At 64.6% G+C, this 18,555-nt stretch carries 14 protein-coding genes, 1 tRNA gene and 1 pseudogene; 12 read left to right on the top strand and 4 right to left on the bottom strand.

Going from position 1 to position 18,555, the window contains the following annotated elements:
- Positions 1-657, top strand: a pseudogene (locus AC1DN0_RS24290) (OsmC domain/YcaO domain-containing protein); the annotation flags it as partial.
- 280 nt (positions 658-937) lie between these two features.
- Positions 938-1,014: transfer RNA gene (locus AC1DN0_RS24285), tRNA-Met, on the top strand.
- A gap of 270 nt (positions 1,015-1,284) precedes the next feature.
- Here AC1DN0_RS24285 and AC1DN0_RS24280 read toward each other — a convergent pair.
- The 3 genes from AC1DN0_RS24280 to AC1DN0_RS24270 are packed head-to-tail and all read right to left on the bottom strand — an operon-like array spanning position 1,285 to position 6,578.
- The gene (locus AC1DN0_RS24280) at positions 1,285-3,786 is read right to left on the bottom strand and encodes a spermidine synthase (protein ID WP_441629274.1); all 2,502 of its coding nucleotides are present in this window, start codon (positions 3,784-3,786) and stop codon (positions 1,285-1,287) included.
- A 15-nt stretch (positions 3,787-3,801) separates the two neighbouring features.
- Positions 3,802-4,518: a protein-L-isoaspartate(D-aspartate) O-methyltransferase gene (locus AC1DN0_RS24275; RefSeq protein WP_477146068.1), complete on the bottom strand. Its 717-nt coding sequence runs from the start codon at positions 4,516-4,518 to the stop codon at positions 3,802-3,804.
- A 23-nt stretch (positions 4,519-4,541) separates the two neighbouring features.
- Complete coding sequence (locus tag AC1DN0_RS24270) at positions 4,542-6,578, bottom strand: thioredoxin domain-containing protein (protein ID WP_477111784.1); 2,037 nt, start codon at positions 6,576-6,578, stop codon at positions 4,542-4,544.
- Between the two features lie 238 nt (positions 6,579-6,816).
- On the opposite strand from AC1DN0_RS24270, the gene AC1DN0_RS24265 reads away from it, so the two are divergent.
- Positions 6,817-7,254, top strand: a complete 438-nt coding sequence (locus AC1DN0_RS24265; protein ID WP_441629272.1) for a universal stress protein — start codon at positions 6,817-6,819, stop codon at positions 7,252-7,254.
- Positions 7,251-7,376 (top strand): hypothetical protein, encoded by a 126-nt coding sequence (locus tag AC1DN0_RS24260; RefSeq protein ID WP_441629270.1) that lies wholly within the window; start codon positions 7,251-7,253, stop codon positions 7,374-7,376. Before AC1DN0_RS24265 ends, AC1DN0_RS24260 begins: the two co-directional genes overlap by 4 nt.
- A 57-nt stretch (positions 7,377-7,433) precedes the next feature.
- On the opposite strand, the gene AC1DN0_RS24255 is transcribed toward AC1DN0_RS24260, so the two are convergent.
- Positions 7,434-10,280 (bottom strand): AMP-binding protein, encoded by a 2,847-nt coding sequence (locus tag AC1DN0_RS24255; RefSeq protein ID WP_441629268.1) that lies wholly within the window; start codon positions 10,278-10,280, stop codon positions 7,434-7,436.
- A 194-nt stretch (positions 10,281-10,474) separates the two neighbouring features.
- On the opposite strand from AC1DN0_RS24255, the gene AC1DN0_RS24250 reads away from it, so the two are divergent.
- The 8 genes from AC1DN0_RS24250 to paaK all read left to right on the top strand — a co-directional run bounded on the left by AC1DN0_RS24250 (position 10,475) and on the right by paaK (position 18,520).
- Positions 10,475-11,176, top strand: a complete 702-nt coding sequence (locus AC1DN0_RS24250; protein WP_441629324.1) for a TetR family transcriptional regulator — start codon at positions 10,475-10,477, stop codon at positions 11,174-11,176.
- 217 nt (positions 11,177-11,393) lie between these two features.
- Complete coding sequence (gene paaA / locus AC1DN0_RS24245) at positions 11,394-12,398, top strand: 1,2-phenylacetyl-CoA epoxidase subunit PaaA (protein WP_477146067.1); 1,005 nt, start codon at positions 11,394-11,396, stop codon at positions 12,396-12,398.
- A 13-nt stretch (positions 12,399-12,411) separates the two neighbouring features.
- Positions 12,412-12,696 carry a 1,2-phenylacetyl-CoA epoxidase subunit PaaB gene (gene paaB, locus AC1DN0_RS24240; RefSeq protein WP_035869507.1) on the top strand — a complete coding sequence of 95 codons (285 nt, stop codon included), beginning with the start codon at positions 12,412-12,414 and terminating at the stop codon, positions 12,694-12,696.
- An 11-nt stretch (positions 12,697-12,707) separates the two neighbouring features.
- Positions 12,708-13,511, top strand: coding sequence for a 1,2-phenylacetyl-CoA epoxidase subunit PaaC (gene paaC, locus AC1DN0_RS24235; RefSeq protein WP_477146066.1), 804 nt, complete (start codon positions 12,708-12,710; stop codon positions 13,509-13,511).
- A 6-nt stretch (positions 13,512-13,517) separates the two neighbouring features.
- Entirely contained in the window at positions 13,518-14,063 is a 546-nt protein-coding gene (gene paaD / locus AC1DN0_RS24230; RefSeq protein WP_441629262.1) for a 1,2-phenylacetyl-CoA epoxidase subunit PaaD, read from the top strand.
- 23 nt (positions 14,064-14,086) lie between these two features.
- Positions 14,087-15,175, top strand: a complete 1,089-nt coding sequence (paaE, locus tag AC1DN0_RS24225) for a 1,2-phenylacetyl-CoA epoxidase subunit PaaE (protein ID WP_035869387.1) — start codon at positions 14,087-14,089, stop codon at positions 15,173-15,175.
- 45 nt (positions 15,176-15,220) lie between these two features.
- Positions 15,221-16,909 (top strand): phenylacetic acid degradation protein PaaN, encoded by a 1,689-nt coding sequence (paaN, locus tag AC1DN0_RS24220; protein ID WP_477111782.1) that lies wholly within the window; start codon positions 15,221-15,223, stop codon positions 16,907-16,909.
- 285 nt (positions 16,910-17,194) lie between these two features.
- Positions 17,195-18,520 carry a phenylacetate--CoA ligase PaaK gene (paaK, locus tag AC1DN0_RS24215; protein WP_477146065.1) on the top strand — a complete coding sequence of 442 codons (1,326 nt, stop codon included), beginning with the start codon at positions 17,195-17,197 and terminating at the stop codon, positions 18,518-18,520.
- Positions 18,521-18,555: the final 35 nt, after the last annotated feature.

The raw sequence follows: 18,555 nt of genomic DNA, 5'->3' as shown, positions 1-18,555 counted from the left end.
GGCAAAGAGGTGTACATGGCGGTGTATGACCAGCTAGGCGCCGTAGCTTGCCGGATTTTGGTTCCGGGCTATTCGGAAGTCTATCCTGTAGAAGATTTGATCTGGGATAACACCAACAAGGCACTGTCGTTCCGCGCAGATATCTTGAACTTGCATTGCCTGGACGACGCAAGCCTGGAGGCCCTGCTTGAGCGTCTGGATAACAGTGAGCTCGATGAATACGCCGACATCGCCACGCTGATCGGCATCGAATTTGACGAGAATACGGATTGGGGGCAGCTGACAGTTTTGGAGTTGAAGCTGCTCATTCATCTCGCCTTGCAGCAATTTGAAGCGGCGCACGAGCTGGTGGGCGCCTTCTTGCAGTACAACGACAACACGGTCGAGCGCGGACTGTTTTACCAGGCATTGAATGTGGTGCTGGAGGTGCTGTTGGATGACGACCTGAACCTGGACGACTACGCGGTCAACTTCCGTCGGATGTATGGCAATGCGCGGATGGACGCAGTGCTGGGTTCAGTGGACGGCAGCGTGCGTTTCTTTGGTTTGACGCCAACCAGCATGAAATTGGAGGGGCTCGACAGGCACCACCGCTTGATTGACAGCTACAAAAAATTGCACTCGGCGCGGGCAAATGTGGCGGCTACAGCCAGTTAGGGCTAAGGGTCAAGAAGGCGGTGAAGGCCGCCATCGGGAAGCACTCGCCTTTAGTGTCCGCTTTCGAGAAAGCTCAAAGCCCGCTCAGGGTCGAGGCCGTCTGGAAACGTCTCTCGAATCGCACCGATGCGCGTCCCCTCCGGGGCGTAGACTTCTTGTCGAGCGTCTTTAGACATGACGTGGCTTGTTGACAAAAGCTTCCGTCTTCGGCAACATTCGCCGCTCAGGGGGGCAAGGCAGCAACGGGTCTTGGTTCCCTACAGAAACACGCAAAATCTTTGGCGAATTAGCTCAGTCGGTTAGAGCGACGGAATCATAATCCGCAGGTCCGGGGTTCGAATCCCTGATTCGCCACCATATTCGTTGGCGCCTGGCAACGGGCCACAACAAAAACCCCTCCCGATCGCAAGATCGGGAGGGGTTTTGCTTTTGGGCGCTCGAAACACGCGATTCGGCGGCATGTTGAAAATGCCAGCCAGATCGGACCACTGCCGAAATGTCCCATGTCGGCATGAAGCGCCAGACGGCAGGCGTCAGCACGCATCACCATGGAAGAGCGGGCGCCGAACAGTCCCACGAGCAGGATCGGCGTGAGCGTGCATCAGTCTCTCGTGTGACGCCCGAGGTTTATGGACAAATGAATGCCGCCGCGAGATACAGCAAAAGCGCTATCAGCACCACCGCGGTAAAGCCAAGATGGATTGCTAACAGCGTGGCCAGGACTGCAGCCACCACCGAAGCACAGGCGTTGATGCCCCAGGCCCATGGCACGAGCGGTTCAACGCGGGAGGCAACGCGCCCGAGTCCCAGCGGAAACGGCATTCCCATCGCGAACGCGAGCGGCGCGACCAGCAATGCGGAGATGGCGATCCTGGCCGGGTCCGGGAGGGAAATCAGCAGCCGAAACAAGGTTGGCAGGATCGCCAGGTAGAGCAGCGAGATAAGACAGATCGCGCAAACGACCCACCCGAGCGGGTACCACCGCCCCGTCCTCCGGCCCGGATCCGGCGTGGGGCCGCGTGAAGGCGGGCCACCCGCTTGCAGGCGCTGTGAGTATCGGCTTCCCAGTCCGGCAAACGACAGGAAGGCGCATAACACCACCGCCACCGTATAGAGCGGGTGACTCAAAAACAGGATGAACTTCTGAATAAACGCGATCTCGACGAACATGAAGGCGGCGCCGACCGCCAGGAAGTAGAGCACGACGCGCCGGCCCGACAGGCCCTTTGCTTCTGTGCCATCGCCGGCAAGGGATGTCGCCGGCGGCGACGGCTCATGAACCAGCCCGGGACGGCGTCTTATCACCCAGAGCGGAAGGACGATCAATACCAGGGTTGCGAGTACGGCCTGAAGCAGCGTCGCGACCAGCACGGGATAGCCCCACTCCAGCAATGGCAGGCTTCCTTGCGCCTTCAGGGCGAGGAGTTCGGGTAGCGAGCGCCATTTGAAGAAGTGGAAGAAGTACGGCTTATCGTCGGTGGCGGGCCGGACATCGAACTTGTAGCGCGCCCAGAATCCGTCGCGATCGGTGCCCTGCAAGGCTTGCGCCGCGTCGAAGAAATACGGTTCCTCGAGCAGGTTGTACTGGTTTGCCTCCGCGGCCGCCATGCCGGAGTAGTAGTCGACGTCGAACGAACGGGCACGGCAGAATTCGTGCAACGCGGCGATTTCCGCACCGCTGATGTCCCCGTTCTTGACCACCAGCGTTGCCGTCTTCCAGCCACGAATCAGCGCGAGCCGGCGCGACGGCTGCGACACGCCGTTGCGTTCCATCGCGATCAGCGCGGTGCCGAATAATTTGGGGATATCGCGCGGCGGTAGCGTGACCCAGCGCGTGATTGCCAGCAGGCCACCGGGATTGAGATGGCGGAGGTAGTCCTGGAACGCTTCCACCGTGTACAGATAGCTCTCGGAAAGCGCGTAGAGGCCGGCCGACGAGGCGCCAAACGAATCCAGCAGCGCGACCTGGATAAGGTCGTAGTGTTCGCCGCGACCAGCCATGAAGCCGCGCGCTTCGCCCACGAAGACACGGACGTTGGGCGCGCTGTAGGGCTTGCCGGAGAAGCCGGCAAAGCGGTCCTGCACCAGGTCGATCACCTGCGGATTCAACTCTACCGCGTCGATGGCGCCCGCCTGGTGGTAAATCGCCTGCAACACATCGGCCCCGGCGCCGCTTCCAAGTATCAGGACCCGGGGGCGCTCCAGCAGGTGATAGGGAAGCGCGGAGGTGAGGTAGTCCAGATAGCCAAGTGGCTTTCGCCGCCCGTCATAGCGATTGAGCGCGGAGAGCCCGTCACCATCCGTAAACACGCCCAGCTGTGGCGGCGGTTCCAGGGCCGCGTTGAGGCTCAGCCCGGGTGCATGCCGGAAAGGGATCGAAGCGTTTTCCACCACCGTGATGAGACCCAATGGGCTTGAGCTTTCGGCGGCCACCCGTGCGCCCTTGATGCGCAGGGTCTGACTCAATTCCTTGTAGTCGGAGGGCCGCAGTGCGATCCAGTCGCCTGGCAGGCTAGCCGGCACAATGACCGCTGCGGCCACAAGCAGTACCGGCAACCAGCGCCGATGCCAATGGCACTCGATGCTTGCCAGCGCGGCCGCCGCCAGACCCGCGCTGCCCACAAGGCGGAGCGCATTCACAGGCGTCAAGCCAAATAGGGCAACGATGATGGCAATGCAGCCTATCCCGGCTCCCAGAATGTCAAAGCTGTAGATGCGGTGGACCTGATGATGGAACCGCGTGAAGGTGAGACAGACACACGTCGCAGCGCAGAAAAAGGGAACGAACAGGAGCAGATAGATCAACAGCAAACGCAGCGCCTGCCGCGGTTCCCACAAGATCTCCAGAGGATTGAATGCGACGCGCTGGGCGAGCGCGAAACAAGCGATCGCAGAAACGCCGAACAACAGTGCGCCGGTCACGAACACCGCTGCAAACCTCGGCGTGATCGTGCGCTGCATCAGGGCCACGATCGCACCGGCCGCGCCGTAGCCCAGCAGGGCGACACTGATCATCATGTAGGCGAAGTGGTGCCATTGGATGATGGAGAGCAGGCGCATCAGCAGGATTTCGTAGCCAAGCGCGGATGCGGAAAGCAGGGAAAGGGCGAAGAGCGGCGGGGAGAGCATGATGGCGTGACGACATCAGCGCCCACCGACCAACGGCACGAACCTGACAGGCAAGATCTGTTTGGTGGAAATCGTGCCGTCCCCCGCTTTCTCGATCAGCAGCAAGTACTGGGTCAGGAACTGGGCGCCCACCGGGACCACCATCCTGCCGCCGGGTTTCAGTTGCCGGATGAGCGGGGGCGGAACATGACTTGCAGCTGCGGTGACGATGATGGCGTCATAGAGTGCGTTGTCCTCCCAGCCGTAGTAGCCGTCGCCCACCTTGGTCTTCACTTGCGTGTATGCGAGGCGTTTCAAGCGTTCCTGCGCCYGTGCCCCCAGCGGCTCGATGATTTCGATCGTATAGACCGCTCGCGCCAGCTCTGCGAGGATCGCCGCCTGGTAGCCGGAGCCGGTGCCGATTTCCAGCACGACGTCGGTGGGCTTGACCCTCATCAGGTCGGTCATCAGGGCAACGATGTAAGGCTGCGAGATGGTCTGGCCGTAGCCGATGGGCAGCGGGCGGTTCTCATATGCGTTGCCCTCCTGCTCCGGTGGAACAAACTGGTGGCGGGGCACCTTCTCCATGGCCGCCATGACGCGCGCATCAAAGGCATGCCTGCCCGTTTCGGCGCCGGTATGAACCGATAGCGCTGCGATTTCCTTGACCATCAGAGTCCGGAGCGACGCAAAATCATCGGCGGCGCGGACGCCGGCGGACGCCACCGCCAGCGCGATTGCCGGAATCAACATGTGCAGCAGGAGCGTCGCTGGTTTCACAATGGCCTCCCTGCTTGCGCACGCACGGGGTGCTTCGCGTCTGCGCCTTCCGCGCAGCGTTCAAGCAGCGCCTTGCCACTCGTAACCGGCGTTGCACAGGTGCGATGCCGGCATACGTAGGCTGCCGGCCGGCCCTTGACGGGGTGCCGCCCCCGGCCGTTCGGGACGTCTTCGGCAAATGCCAGGACGCGTGCCGGCAGGTACGCGCGGTGAACGCTTTCCACGAGAGCCGCTGCCGCCGCCTTGTCGCCAGCAAAAATGATCTCGAACGGGCCGCGCTGCGCGAAATCCCGGGCGGCCAGCAGGTGTGGGAAGCCGGCCGGGGCCGCGGCGGCGGCGGCCCGGTATCTGTCGAATTCTTGCTCGGCGATGTCACGATAGAAATCGAGGCCGGTGAGCGCATGCAGGCGCAGGAAGGCGAACACGCTGGTTGATATGCCTGACGGCCAGGCGCTGTCGTGCGGCGCCCGGGGCCTATGCACCAATGGCTCGCCATCGCGGGGCGTGAAAAACAGTCCGTCCTCGCGGAACTTGTCGAGGATGAGCGCCACGAGTTCGACCGCGCGATCCAGGTATCGCTTGTCGAAGCAGGACTCGTAGAGGTCGATCAGCGCGTTGGCCAGGAAGGCATAGTCTTCGAGGAACCCAGGCACCTTGGCTACCCCGTCCTTCCAGGCCCGGTACACGCCACCGTCCGGCATGGTGAGTTTTTCCTCGATAGCGCTGGCGGCACGCCTCGCGGCAGCGAGGTACGCAACGGCGCCCGTCGCTTGGTAAGCCGCACAGAGTCCCTGGATCATGAGGCCGTTCCAGCCCGTGAGAATGTTGTCGTCACGGCCAGGGCGCGCGCGTTGGGTACGCGCCGCCAGGAGCCGCTCGCGCCAGTCTTCGAGGCGCGCCTCGTCCAATGCGTCCAGCGCGGCAGCACGGTGGAGCACCGATGTACCGTGTTCGAAGTTCCCGCGATCGGTCACGCCGTAGGCCAGGCAAGCCCGCGCGCCCTCGGAATCGCCCAGGACCGCCTTCACCTCGGCCGGCGTCCAGACATAAAACCGGCCTTCCGCCCCTTCGCTATCGGCATCTTCGCCAGCGTAAAAGCCGCCATCGGGATGCGTCATGTCGCGCAGAATGTACGCGATGGTGTTCTCAAAGACACGGCGCCAGGATGGCTTGCCAGTCAGGCGATAGGCGTTGGCGTAGAGCGCGACGAGCTGGCCGTTGTCATAGAGCATCTTTTCGAAGTGGGGCACGCCCCAGCGTTCGTCGACGCTGTAGCGCGCAAAGCCGCCACCGAGCTGGTCATGGATGCCCCCCGCCGCCATGCTGTCGAGCGTGCGCTCCAGCGCTTCAAGCAGCGCGGGTTCACCGGTACGGTGATAGATCCGCAGCACGAGGTCGTAGCCGCTCGCGTTGGGAAACTTGGGGGCGCCGCCAAATCCACCATGGACCGGGTCGGTGCCTCGTGCCAGGGCGCGAGCTGTCTCTGCGGGCAGGTCCTCGACTTCAGCGGCTTCACGGCGCAGGTCCGCCTGGTCGAGCCGTCTGAACTCCGACTGAAACTGCTTGACCATGTCGTGCAGTTCGTCGCGGCGATGCGTCCAGGCATCGCTCAGGCTCAGCAGCAGCCGCACGAACCCTGGCCGGCCGTAGCGGTCATCGGGCGGGAAGTAGGTGCCGCCGAAGAACGGTTCGCCTTGCGGGGTCAGGAACACCGTCAGCGGCCAGCCGCCGCCCTGCCCCATCATCAGGGGGACTTTCTGGTAAACGTCGTCGATGTCGGGACGCTCCTGCCGATCTACCTTGATGCTGATGAAACGTTCATTCAACAGGCCGGCGATCCGGGAGTTCTCGAACGATTCGTGTGCCATGACGTGGCACCAGTGGCACGCGGCGTAGCCGACGGAAAGCAGAACCGGCTTGTCTTCGTCGCGCGCACGGCAAAAGGCCGCTTCGCTCCAGGGATACCAGTCGATTGGATTGTCCGCGTGTTGTCGGAGGTAAGGCGAGGTTTCTGTGGCGAGCCGGTTTCTCATCATCGTCTCCAGCCGGATCCGATAGAACAACTGTGGCGCAGAGCAAGGCGTCCTGCAAGCGCGTGTTCGGGTCGTTTGACGTGCGGCCTTCGGCACCTATACTCACTTCAGGTGGCGGGCGACTGGAGGCAACCAATGGGGCCTTGCGCTTTCGATTGTCGCCTTGCCATCGCACGCCTTCCGGCGCGAAAACGCAACCGGCTCCATGAGCCCCGAAGCGGGGTACAAGGAGAGCAGTATGTTTACGCACCTTCTGCTGGCGGTTGACGGTTCCCCCCTGTCCGACGCGGCATTCCACAATGCGCTCCTGTTGGCGCAGGAAATGGAAGCGCGGATCACTGCGCTGCGAGTCGGGCCCAAGTACCACCTGTTCGCCTATCACACCGAAATGCTGACGGACAGCCGGGAGCTGTTCGCGGAAGAGATTGGGGAAGCAGCAAAGAAGTATCTGGAAAGGATCGCGCTGGAGGCAGCCGAGGCTGGTGTGACTTGTGCGACGACCTTTCTGGTCGACGATCACCCGTACGAAGCCATCATCAAGACTGCCGAAGACAGGGGCTGTGACCTGATCGTGATGGCGTCTCATGGAAGGCGCGGCGTGCAGGGTGTGCTGCTCGGCAGCGAAACACAGAAGGTGCTGACCCACAGCAAGATCCCCGTGCTGGTTTACCGTTGACACCAGCGTTTTCGCGTTCGCCCCACGTGCGCGAGCCGGACACGTCCGAGTGGAACTTCACCAGCGCGCTGCTCGGTTCGTTTGAACGCAGGCAAGCCAAGGTGTTCGCGCTCGAGCCTTGAGCGAGCCAGCAGCATGGCCTGGCGCAAGATGCGCGACGCCGGGCATGGGCTATGGTTCTATATCCGCCTGGAACCCCGGTGTGTCGCGCGCAAGCCATCCGGCTCGCCGCAATAGTGCAGGATCTCTGTGCGCGCGGTATTGCGCAGGCGCACGGCGGCGGGCCAGTCGTCGCCATCCGGCCACAGCGGGCTGCCGATGACCACACCGATCGGTCCGCGCCGCGGCAGCCATTGTCCGTCCCGCAGTACGGAGCGCGTACCCCGGATGGCGACCGGCACCACCGGCGCGCCGGCGTGCGCGGCGGCCAGGAATGCGCCCGTGCGGAAGCTTTGCAGGCCGGGCGTGCGCCCAAACGTGCCCTCCGGAAAAAACAGGACAGAGTGCCCGGCGCGCACCGCCGCCACGATCCGCTCCACGTCCTCGTGCTCTCGCCGCGGATCAAGGCGGTCGATGAAATCCGCGCCGATGCTGGCCAGGTAGGCGCCGGGTATGCGCTGGGATTGAAGCTCGCGCTTGGCCACGAAGCAGATCGGCCTGGGCAGGGCCGCCACCAGGACAATACCGTCCAGGTAGCTGGCGTGGTTCGATACCAGGATGCACGGCTGGTCGCGCGGCAGGCGCTCGGCCTCGTCCACGAACCAGGGTATCGCGCTCAGCCTGAGCAGCAGCCTTGCGGCGCGGTGGCTGACGGCCCAGCCCAGTTGCGGCCGATGCAGTACTACCGAGGCCAGCCAGGTCGCCGGGGTCAGCGCGGCGAACAAGGCCCAGGCGTAGCAGGCATAGGCCAGGCCTGCGCCGGTCTGCCGGATGCGCCGCAGTTGGGGAAGCATCGCCTGCCATCCGAAGCGGGCGATCTGCAGCCAGGGAGCGCCCTGCCCCCGGCCGAGCCGGCCTTGCTCGAAGCGCTCCCGGCAGGCGGCGCGGCGGATCTTGCCACTCGAGGTCTTCAGGATGCTGTGCGGCGAGACCAGGGCAATGTGGTCGGGAGGCAGGCCCAGCACGTCGATGGCCGTCTTCAGCACCTGCCGGTGCAGCATCCGGCGCGCATGTAGATCCTTCACGGCGGTTTCGGCCATCACCACGATGCGTTCCGTGCCGCTGCTGGGGTCCGGGCAACCGAAAACGGCAACACAGCCCTTGCGCATGCCCGCGATGGCGCCGATCGCCTGCTCGAGCTCGTACGGGTAGATATTGCGGCCGCCGCGCACGATCATCTCCTTGGCGCGGCCGGTGATGAAGACATCATTGCCGGCGACATAGGCGTAATCCCCGGTGTTTACCCAGTCGTGATCAAAGAGCAGGCGCGTCTGCTCCGGATTGCGGAAATACCCGCTGGTAGCCGACGGGCCGCGGAACTGCAGCAGCCCCTCGTGGCGCTCGGCCAACTCGTGCCCGCTGGCATCGACGATGCGCACTTCATGGCCGGGGAGCGGCCTGCCGCAGGCGGGGAACTCCAGCACATCGCTATCCTGCTCCGCCGCGGCGGCTGCCCTGGCGGCGCGCATGAATTCGGTCCGGCCGATGCGATCGACCAGCAGGCCGCGGTCCAGCGGAGGAAAGCTGAGGCCCAGCGAGGCCTCGGCCAGCCCATACACGGGGGAAATGGCCTCCGGGCGCAGGCCGTAGCGTACAAAGCGCTGCGCAAAGGCGCGCATGGTCTGCACGCTTACTGGCTCGGCACCATTGAAGGCGAAGCGCCAACTACCCAGGTCAAGTCCGGCCAGCGCCGCATCGGCCAGCTTGCGCAGACAGAGTTCGTAGGCAAAGTTGGGGCCGCCCGACAGCGTGCCCCGATACTTGTGGATCGCCCAGAGCCAGCGCTCTGGCCGCGCAAGGAAGGCCAGCGGCGACATCACGACCAGGGGATAGGCGTAGTAGAGGCTACCCAGCCACGCCCCGATCAGCCCCATATCGTGGTACAGCGGCAGCCAGCTGACGAAGACATCCTGGGAGCCAACGCCCAGGGCCTGCCCCATCGCCCGCAGGTTGGCCAGCAGGTTGGCGTGGGTCAGGACGACGCCCTTGGGCGAGCCGGTGCTGCCAGAGGTGTACTGCAGCAGGGCGATATCGTGCGCACGCACGATCGCGTGCACCGGCGCGCCGCCACCCGTGCAAGCCTCCAGTTCCGTCGGCGTCACCACGTCGTGCAGCGTACCGGTGCTGGCCTTGAGCAGTGCGGCCAGCGGCTTGGCTTGCGCGACCGTAACCAGGATGGGTGCCTGGGCATTGGCCAGGATGCCGGCATGGCGCTGCAGATGATCGCCGATCTGCGCCAGCCGCGCCGGCGGATAGAGCGGAACGGGGATGCCACCGGCAATTAGCACGGCGCAGAAACTGTAGAAGTACTCAGGGCTGGTGGGCAGCATGATGGCCACGGCCGTGCCCGGACGCAGACCCCGTTCGGCCAGCCCCGTGGCCATGGCCGTCGCGCGCTGGTGCAGTTGGGCAAAGCTGATCGGGATGTCGTCGCTGCTGCCGTCCTGCAGGATGATATGAGTTCGGTCCGGATGGCGGCGCAGATGCCAGCCGAGCACATCGGTCAAGGTGACGGCACTCTCCGGAGCCTGGGCCGCAGGGAACGGGCGGGCACGCCGCGGGAGCGTTCCGCCCGTGCCAGGCGGCAGATCCTTGGCGGCCAGCAAGGCGCGCAGCAGGGCGCGCGGCGTGTCGGCCTGGGCCAGGACTTGCTCGGGCAGGCTGACGCCAAACCGCTGCTCGACGCGAGTGAGGAGTTCGACGCGCGTCAGGCTATCGAAGCCCAAGTCGCCTTCGAGCGTGCTGTCCAGCGAGACCGGCATCTCGGCGGTCCCTTGCTGCTGCACTGCCGACGACATCTCCCGGACAATGTCGAGCAGCGCGTTGTCGTAGCTTTCCCGGGAGGGTGAATTTGGTCCCATGCGCATGGCAGCCGTTCCGTCCAAGCCGGCGGCGCGCCCGCCGCTACTGAGGGGATGCGGCAAATGTGGCGTACAGGGTGCTCGGATAGCGGCACAGAGTGACACACCCTTAAGATAGACCGCCTGCCAGCTTTGTCGAGGCGGGCAGGGCCGGACCCGGCGCGCTTGGCCACTCCGGCGCCGGCTCGCTATCCTTGGAAGTGGCGCAGTTGCGGATTCTCAAGGAAGTGCGAGCCATGAAGGAGCACGCCGATCTGGCCGACAGGATTCTGGAGGTCGCGCTGAGACTCGCCGAGCGCGGCGGATGGGATGCATTGCATCTCCATGAGATTGCCGCGTCCATGGAGATCGGTCTGGCCGACATTTACCGGCACTACCGGCAGAAGGACGATCTGGCAGAGGCCTGGTTCGGCCGGGCCGACTTCGCGCTGGTTTGCGCAACCCAGCGCGAAGGCTGGCATGGCCTGTCCACGCGCGAGCGCCTCTCGCTAGCCATCCTCGCCTGGCTGGAGGCCCTGGCGCCGCATCGGCGGCTCACCGCGGAGATGCTGCGCTACAAGCTGCAGCCGGAGCACTTGCATCTGCAGGCGCAAGGCCTGCTGCATATCAGCCGCACCGTGCAATGGATCCGGGAGGCCGCCTGCCTGCCGGCGGCCGGCTTGCGCCGGGAGGCGGAAGAGGTCGTGCTGACCGGGATCTTTCTCTCCACATTTGGCGTCTGGCTACACGACCCGTCACCGGAGGCCAGCCGCACGCAGGCCTGGCTAGACCGGCAACTACGGCTTGCCGAGCGGCTGGCCTTGCGCACGCCCGGCGGCGCGGGGGGCGCCCGCCCAATTGCGATGACCATTCGGCAAACTCCGACCGGTCCACATGCGCCCTGGTCGTTTCCCCGCTCCTAGCGGGTGATCCAGCCGCAGCGAACGAAAACCGTCAAATCCGGCAAACGACGGATCAACCCCACTGCAGGCAGCCTCACGCACACCCGCGCAACGCCGCGTAGCTAACCCTCCACACTCACCCCTCAAAACTATCACTTGATTAAATTCATCCAAACAATTCATCGACCGACCGGTCGGTTTATAAATATACTGCGGCATCGCCTCACAGGAAATCTCCATGTACACCCAATCTCTCGATCTCCCGGGCAACGCGCAACAGCCCGGCACGGCGCCGGCCGATACCTCGCCGCAGCAAGCGCATTTCGACGCCCTGATGGCGGCTGACGGCAAGATCGAGGCGCAGGACTGGATGCCCGATGCGTATCGCAAGACGCTGATCCGGCAGATTTCCCAGCACGCGCACTCGGAAATCATCGGCATGCAGCCCGAGGGCAACTGGATCAGCCGGGCCCCGAGCCTGAAGCGCAAGGCGATCCTGCTCGCCAAGGTGCAGGACGAGGGTGGGCATGGCCTGTATCTGTATAGCGCAGCCGAAACGATGGGCGTGTCGCGCGACCAATTGGTCGATGCCCTGCACGCCGGCAAAGCCAAGTACTCGAGCATCTTCAATTACCCCACGCCGACCTGGGCGGACGTGGGCGTGATCGGCTGGCTGGTGGATGGCGCGGCGATCATGAACCAGATCCCGCTGTGCCGTTGCACCTACGGCCCGTATGCCCGCGCCATGATCCGCATCTGCAAGGAGGAGTCCTTCCACCAGCGCCAGGGCTTCGACGCCCTGCTGTCGATGATGAAGGGCACCCAGGCGCAAAAGGACATGGTGCAGCAGGCGGTGGACCGCTGGTGGTGGCCGGTGCTGATGATGTTCGGCCCGAGCGACAAGGATTCCATCCATAGCGGCCAGTCGTTCCAATGGGGCATCAAGCGGATCTCGAACGACGACCYGCGCCAGAAGTTCGTCGATGCCACCGTCGAACAAGCCCGCATCCTCGGCGTGACGCTGCCCGATCCGGACCTGAAGTGGAATGAAGAGCGCAAGGCGCACGACTACGGCGCGATCGACTGGGAAGAATTCTGGCGCGTCGTGAACGGCGACGGGCCTTGCAACAAGGAGCGCCTCGCCACCCGGGTGAAGGCGCACAACGATGGCGCGTGGGTGCGCGAAGCCGCGCTGGCGTATGCCGAAAAACAGGCCGCGCGGGCTCACAAGCAAGCCGCTTGAACAGGAGATGAAGATGAACAAGGAATGGCCGATCTGGGAAGTATTCGTGCGCAGCAAGCAGGGCCTGGACCACAAGCACTGCGGCAGCCTGCACGCATCCGATGCGAGCGCCGCACTGCGCATGGCGCGCGACGTCTACACGCGCCGGCAGGAAGGCGTAAGCATCTGGGTGGTGCCGTCGGCGGCAATCACGGCATCCGATCCTGCCGACAAGGAGTCTTTCTTCGAGCCGGCCGGCGACAAGATCTATCGCCATCCGACCTTCTTCGTGCTGCCTGCCGAAATCGACCACATGTAAGACGAGACGCAATGATGACCACGCCCCAACATTTGTCGTACGTGCTGCGCCTGGCCGACAACGCGCTGATCCTCGGCCAGCGCAACAGCGAGTGGTGCAGCCATGGCCCGGCGCTCGAGGAGGACATCGCGCTGGCGAATATCAGCCTCGACCTGATCGGCCAGGCGCGGCTGCTGTACTCGCACGCGGCTACGCTCGACGAAGCGCTGAGCGGCGCGAAGAAAACCGAAGACAGCTACGCCTACTTCCGCTCCGAGCGCGAGTTCGCCAACTACACGATGGTGGAGTTGCCGCACTTCGGGCCGTTCGCAGGCACCGCTCGCACCGAACGCGACTATGCCGTCACGATAGTGCGCAACTTCCTCTACTCCGCGCTGATGGCCCATCTGTGGACGGCATTGCAATCGTCCAACGACGAGCAACTGGCGGCCATCGCCGCGAAATCGCTGAAGGAGACGCGCTACCACCTCAGCCATGCCAGCGAGTGGCTGATCCGCTTCGGCGACGGCACGGCGGAGTCGCACCGGCGCGCACAGGCGGCGCTGGACTACCTGATGCCGTACACGCGGGAGTTCTTCGCAACCGATGCGGTGGAAATCGCGATGGCCGAGGCCGGCGTCGGCCCCCTGGTGGCTGGCCTCGAACCTGCATGGCAGGCAGACGTTGAGCAGGCCATTGCCCAGGCCACCCTCAAGCTGCCGTCGCCGGTGAAACACGTTACGACCGGCAAGCACGGCGAACATTCGGAACACATGGGCTTCCTGCTTGCCGAAATGCAGTCCCTGGCACGCCAGCATCCCGGCRCTACCTGGTAGATCGCGATGACCGCCGCCACATTGATGCATGCCGACACCACGCTGGAACGTGCCTGGACCGTACTTGAGGCGGTCCCGGACCCGGAGATCCCCGTGGTATCGATTCGCGAGCTGGGCATCCTGCGCGACGTGCGCCGCGGYGCCGACGACGCCGTCGAAGTCGTCATCACGCCAACCTATTCGGGGTGCCCGGCGATGTCGCAGATTGCCGAGGATATCGGACAGGCGCTGGACGCCGCCGGGATCGTCCCCCATCGCATCGTCACCGTGCTTGCCCCTGCGTGGAGCACCGACTGGATGACCGGCGAAGCGCGCGACAAGCTGCGCCGYTATGGCATTGCGCCACCTGCCGGCAACTGCGGCAGCGCGGATGCGCCGCAAGAAAAGACCATCCGCTTCGTGCCTCGCGCGGCCGCCCGGGACAAGCCGGCCTGCCCGCAATGCGGCTCGGTGCACACCGAACTCCTCGCCCAGTTCGGCTCGACGGCATGCAAGGCGCTGTACCGCTGCATCGATTGCCGCGAGCCGTTCGATTACTTCAAACCGTACTGACCGTACTGACCTGGACCGACATTATGGCGACTCCACAATTCCATCCTTTGCGTATCCGCGAGGTACGGCCCGAAACCGCCGATGCCGTGACCGTCTCCTTCGAGGTGCCCGAGGACCTGCGCGATGCGTACCGCTTCACGCAAGGACAATTCGTCACGCTGAAGGCGCATCTCGATGGCGAGGAAACCCGGCGCTCGTATTCGATCTGCGTGGGCGTCACCGACTACGACCGCGATGGCGAACTGCGCATCGGCATCAAGCGCGTGCGCGGCGGGCGCTTTTCGAACTTCGCGTTCGACACGCTGCAACCTGGCCATGAGATCGAGGTGATGACGCCCGATGGCCGCTTCTTCACGCACCTGAACGCCGACCTGTCCCGGACCTACGTGGCGTTCTCGGGAGGCTCGGGCATCACGCCCGTGCTCGCGATCATCAAGACCACGCTTGAGACGGAGCCGACCAGCCGGTTCACGCTGGTGTACGGCAACCGCAGCGTCGACGCGATCATGTTCGCCGAGGAACTGGAAGACCTGAAGAACCGCTATATGAGCCGGTTCTCGCTGTATCACGTGTTGTCCGACGATTTGCAGGAAGTCGAACTGTTCAACGGCGTGCTGGATCAGGAGAAATGCCGGGCATTCCTGGAAACGCTCACGCCGGCCGACGAAATCGATGAAGCGTTCATCTGCGGCCCCGGCCCGATGATGGATGCAGCCGAAGCCGCGCTAAAGGCAGCCGGCGTGGCGCCGGAGAAAGTGCACGTCGAACGCTTCGGCACACCGCTGCCGCAAGCGGGCGTGCCGCCCATCGAAATCACCGACGACATGCCGGCGGCGGACCTGGAAGTGATCATCGACGGCAAGCGGCGCAAGCTGCGGCTGCCTTATGTGGGGGTCAGCGTACTCGATGTCGGCCTGAAAGCGGGCCTTGCCCTGCCCTACGCCTGCAAGGGCGGCGTGTGCTGCACGTGCCGCGCGAAAGTCCTCGAAGGCGAAGTGAAGATGGAAAAGAACTACACGCTCGAACAACATGAAATCGACGATGGCTTCGTCCTCACCTGCCAATGCCATCCGGTGTCGGATCGGGTTGTCGTCAGCTACGACGAACGGTAAACGCTAATCGCAGTCCTGCAACCTCTAAAAAATACGCCCCCCGCAATGAATCATTCCCTCTTCAGCAAACACGAAAAGACGCTCGAGCGCGCCCTGGAAGCCATCCGGACGCGCGGCTATTGGAGTCCCTTCAACGAGATGCCCAGCCCGCGCGCCTATGGTGAAACCGCCGCCGCCGACGGCGAAGCGGCATTCAAGGCACAGCTTGGCCAGCCCTTCACACTCGATCAACCCGGCAGCAACGGYACGATCGGCGAAGAGCGCTCGCCATTCGGCCAGACCTTGCATATCGGCTACCCCAAAGCGGATCCGGACGCGCTGATCTCGGCGGCACAAAAGGCGCAGGCACAGTACCGCAAGGCCGGTCCGAAAGCCTGGGTGGGCGTGAGCCTGGAAATCCTGGCGCGGCTGAATCAGGCCAGCTTCGAGATCGCGCACAGCGTCATGCACACCACCGGGCAGGCGTTCATGATGGCGTTCCAGGCCGGCGGCCCGCACGCGCAGGATCGCGCGCTCGAGGCCATCGCCTACGCGTGGGACGCGATGCGCGACATTCCGGAGACGGCCTACTGGGAAAAGCCGCAGGGCAAGAATCCTCCGCTAGCCATGGAGAAGCGCTTCACCGTCGTGCCGCGCGGCATCGGCCTGGTGATCGGCTGCTGCACGTTTCCCACCTGGAACAGCTACCCGGGGATGTTCGCCGACCTTGCAACCGGCAATGCCGTCATCGTCAAGCCACATCCGGCCGCGATCCTGCCGCTCGCGATCACCGTGCGTATCGCGCGGCAAGTGCTGCAGGACGCCGGCTTCGATCCCAACGTCGTGACCTTGCTGGCGACCGCACCCAACGACGGCCCGCTTGTGCAGTCGCTGGCCACGCGCGACGAGATACGGCTGATCGATTTCACCGGCAGCACCGCCAATGGCGACTGGCTCGAGACACATGCGCCGCAGGCCCAGGTCTACACGGAGAAGGCTGGCGTCAACCAGATCGTGATCGATTCGGCGGACGAACTCAAAGCGGTGGCCCGCAACATCGCGTTTTCTCTCGCGCTGTATTCCGGCCAGATGTGCACCGCGCCGCAGAATATCTATGTGCCGCGTGGCGGCATCAAGACAGCCGAAGGCACCGTCCCGTTTGAAGAGGTCGCCCGATCCATCGCCGGCGCCGTGCAGAAGCTGACTGCCGATGCGGCCCGTGCCGTCGAACTCACCGGCGCGATCCAGAACCAGGGCGTGCTCGCCCGGATCGACGAGGTCGCCGCGCTCGGCACGCCGCTGCTCGCCAGCCAGCGCCTCGTGCATCCCGAATTCCCCGACGCAACGATCGCCACCCCGGTCCTGCTGCAACTCGACGCCAGCCGCGACGAGGCTACCTTCACGCAGGAATGGTTCGGCCCGATCGCGTTTGTGATCGCGACCGACTCCAGCGCGCAGTCGCTGGCACTCGCGGCGCGCATCGCCCGCACGCGCGGTGCCCTGACGCTGTCCGTCTACAGCACGGACGAAGCGGTGCTCGATGCCGCCGGGGAGGCTGCCGTGGAAGGCGGCGTCGCCTTGTCCGTCAACCTGACGGGCGGCGTCTTCGTGAACCAGTCCGCAGCGTTCTCGGACTTCCACGCAACGGGTGCAAACCCCGCGGCCAACGCCAGCCTTGCCGATACCGCGTTTGTTGCCAATCGCTTCCGCGTCGTGCAAAGCCGCCGGCATGTCCCGCAGCGCGAGCCGTCGTAAGCGTCGCTGACGAAGCCGCGGATTCGCCCGTCCCGGGCGTTCAGGTGGCTTCGCATCGTCATCCGCAGTCAAGCCAGGGTGCCCGCTATCCGGCCGGCCGGCGCGCATGCGTCGGCCGGGTGGGCGCCGCTATGGAGTTATGGAGTTCCGGATGCTTGACGACCCGGCACGGCACCACGGCAAAGACCGTTGCCGCGCATAGCCGGGTTGCCGAGCCGTCGTGTGGCGCCCCCAATCCCGCCACCGTTCCATCCTATTCAGTCGCTTCACCATCAGGAGACAACCGTGGTCCAGCCAATTCCCCAACCGGGCGAACTCGAGCCCATCGAACTCGCCAGCCGCGACGAACTCCAGGCGCTGCAACTCTCACGGCTCAAATGGTCGCTCCGTCATGCGTATGACAACGTTCCGCACTACCGCAGCGCCTTCGACGCCGCCGGCGTGCACCCGGACGACCTGCGCCAGTTGTCCGACCTGGCGAAGTTCCCCACCACCTCGAAGAAAGACCTGCGCGACAACTATCCGTTCGGGCTGTTTGCCGTGCCCAGGGACGAGGTCGTGCGCGTGCATGCATCTAGCGGCACGACCGGCAAGCCGACCGTGGTGGGCTACACCGCGAAAGACATCGACACCTGGGCCAACGTAACGGCCCGCTCCATCCGCGCGGCGGGCGGCCGCCGCGGCGATACGCTGCACAACGCATTCGGCTATGGACTGTTCACCGGCGGCCTGGGCATCCATTACGGCGCGGAGCGCCTCGGCTGCATGGTCGTGCCGATGTCCGGCGGACAGACCGAGAAGCAAGTCCAGCTGATCCGCGACTTTGAGCCGTCGATCATTCTCGTCACGCCCTCCTACATGCTCAACCTGCTCGACGAGATGGCGCGCCAGGGCATGGATCCGGCGGCGTCAGCGCTGAAGATCGGCATCTTCGGCGCCGAGCCGTGGACGCAGGGCATGCGCGCCGAGATCGAGACGCGCGCGGGCATCCAGGCCATCGATATCTACGGGCTCTCGGAGATCATGGGCCCCGGCGTTGCTTGCGAATGCATTGAAAGCAAGGATGGACCGGTCATCTGGGAAGATCACTTCTATCCCGAGATCATCGATCCGATCTCCGGCGAAGTGCTGCCCGACGGCAGCCAGGGCGAGCTGGTATTCACCTCGCTGTCGAAGGAGGCCATGCCCATGATCCGCTACCGCACGCRCGACCTGACCACGCTGCTGCCGCCGACATCGCGCTCGATGCGCCGGCTGGCGAAGATCACCGGGCGTTCGGACGACATGCTGATCATCCGCGGCGTCAACGTGTTCCCGAGCCAGATCGAGGAGCTGATCCTGGGCATCGGCCGCCTGAGCGGCAACTACCAGTTGTGCATCACCCGCGAAGGGCATATGGACTCCCTGTCCGTCTCGGTCGAGGCGCGCGCCGGGGTCTGCGACGCGCTCACCGACAGCGACCGTGCGCAGCTGGGACGCGAACTGCAGCACCGGGTGAAGACCATGGTGGGCGTTTCCACGGCGGTACGCGTGCTGAACGCCGGTGAGATCAAGACTACAGCCACCGGCAAGGCCCAGCGCGTGCTCGACCTGCGCCACGTCGGCGCCTGAGTCCGGGCAACGGGGCCGCCCGCGCCGGATGAACG

This window comes from Cupriavidus sp. 05N39 (genome assembly GCF_056397325.1).
This window is presented reverse-complemented; position numbering and strand designations above follow the sequence as displayed.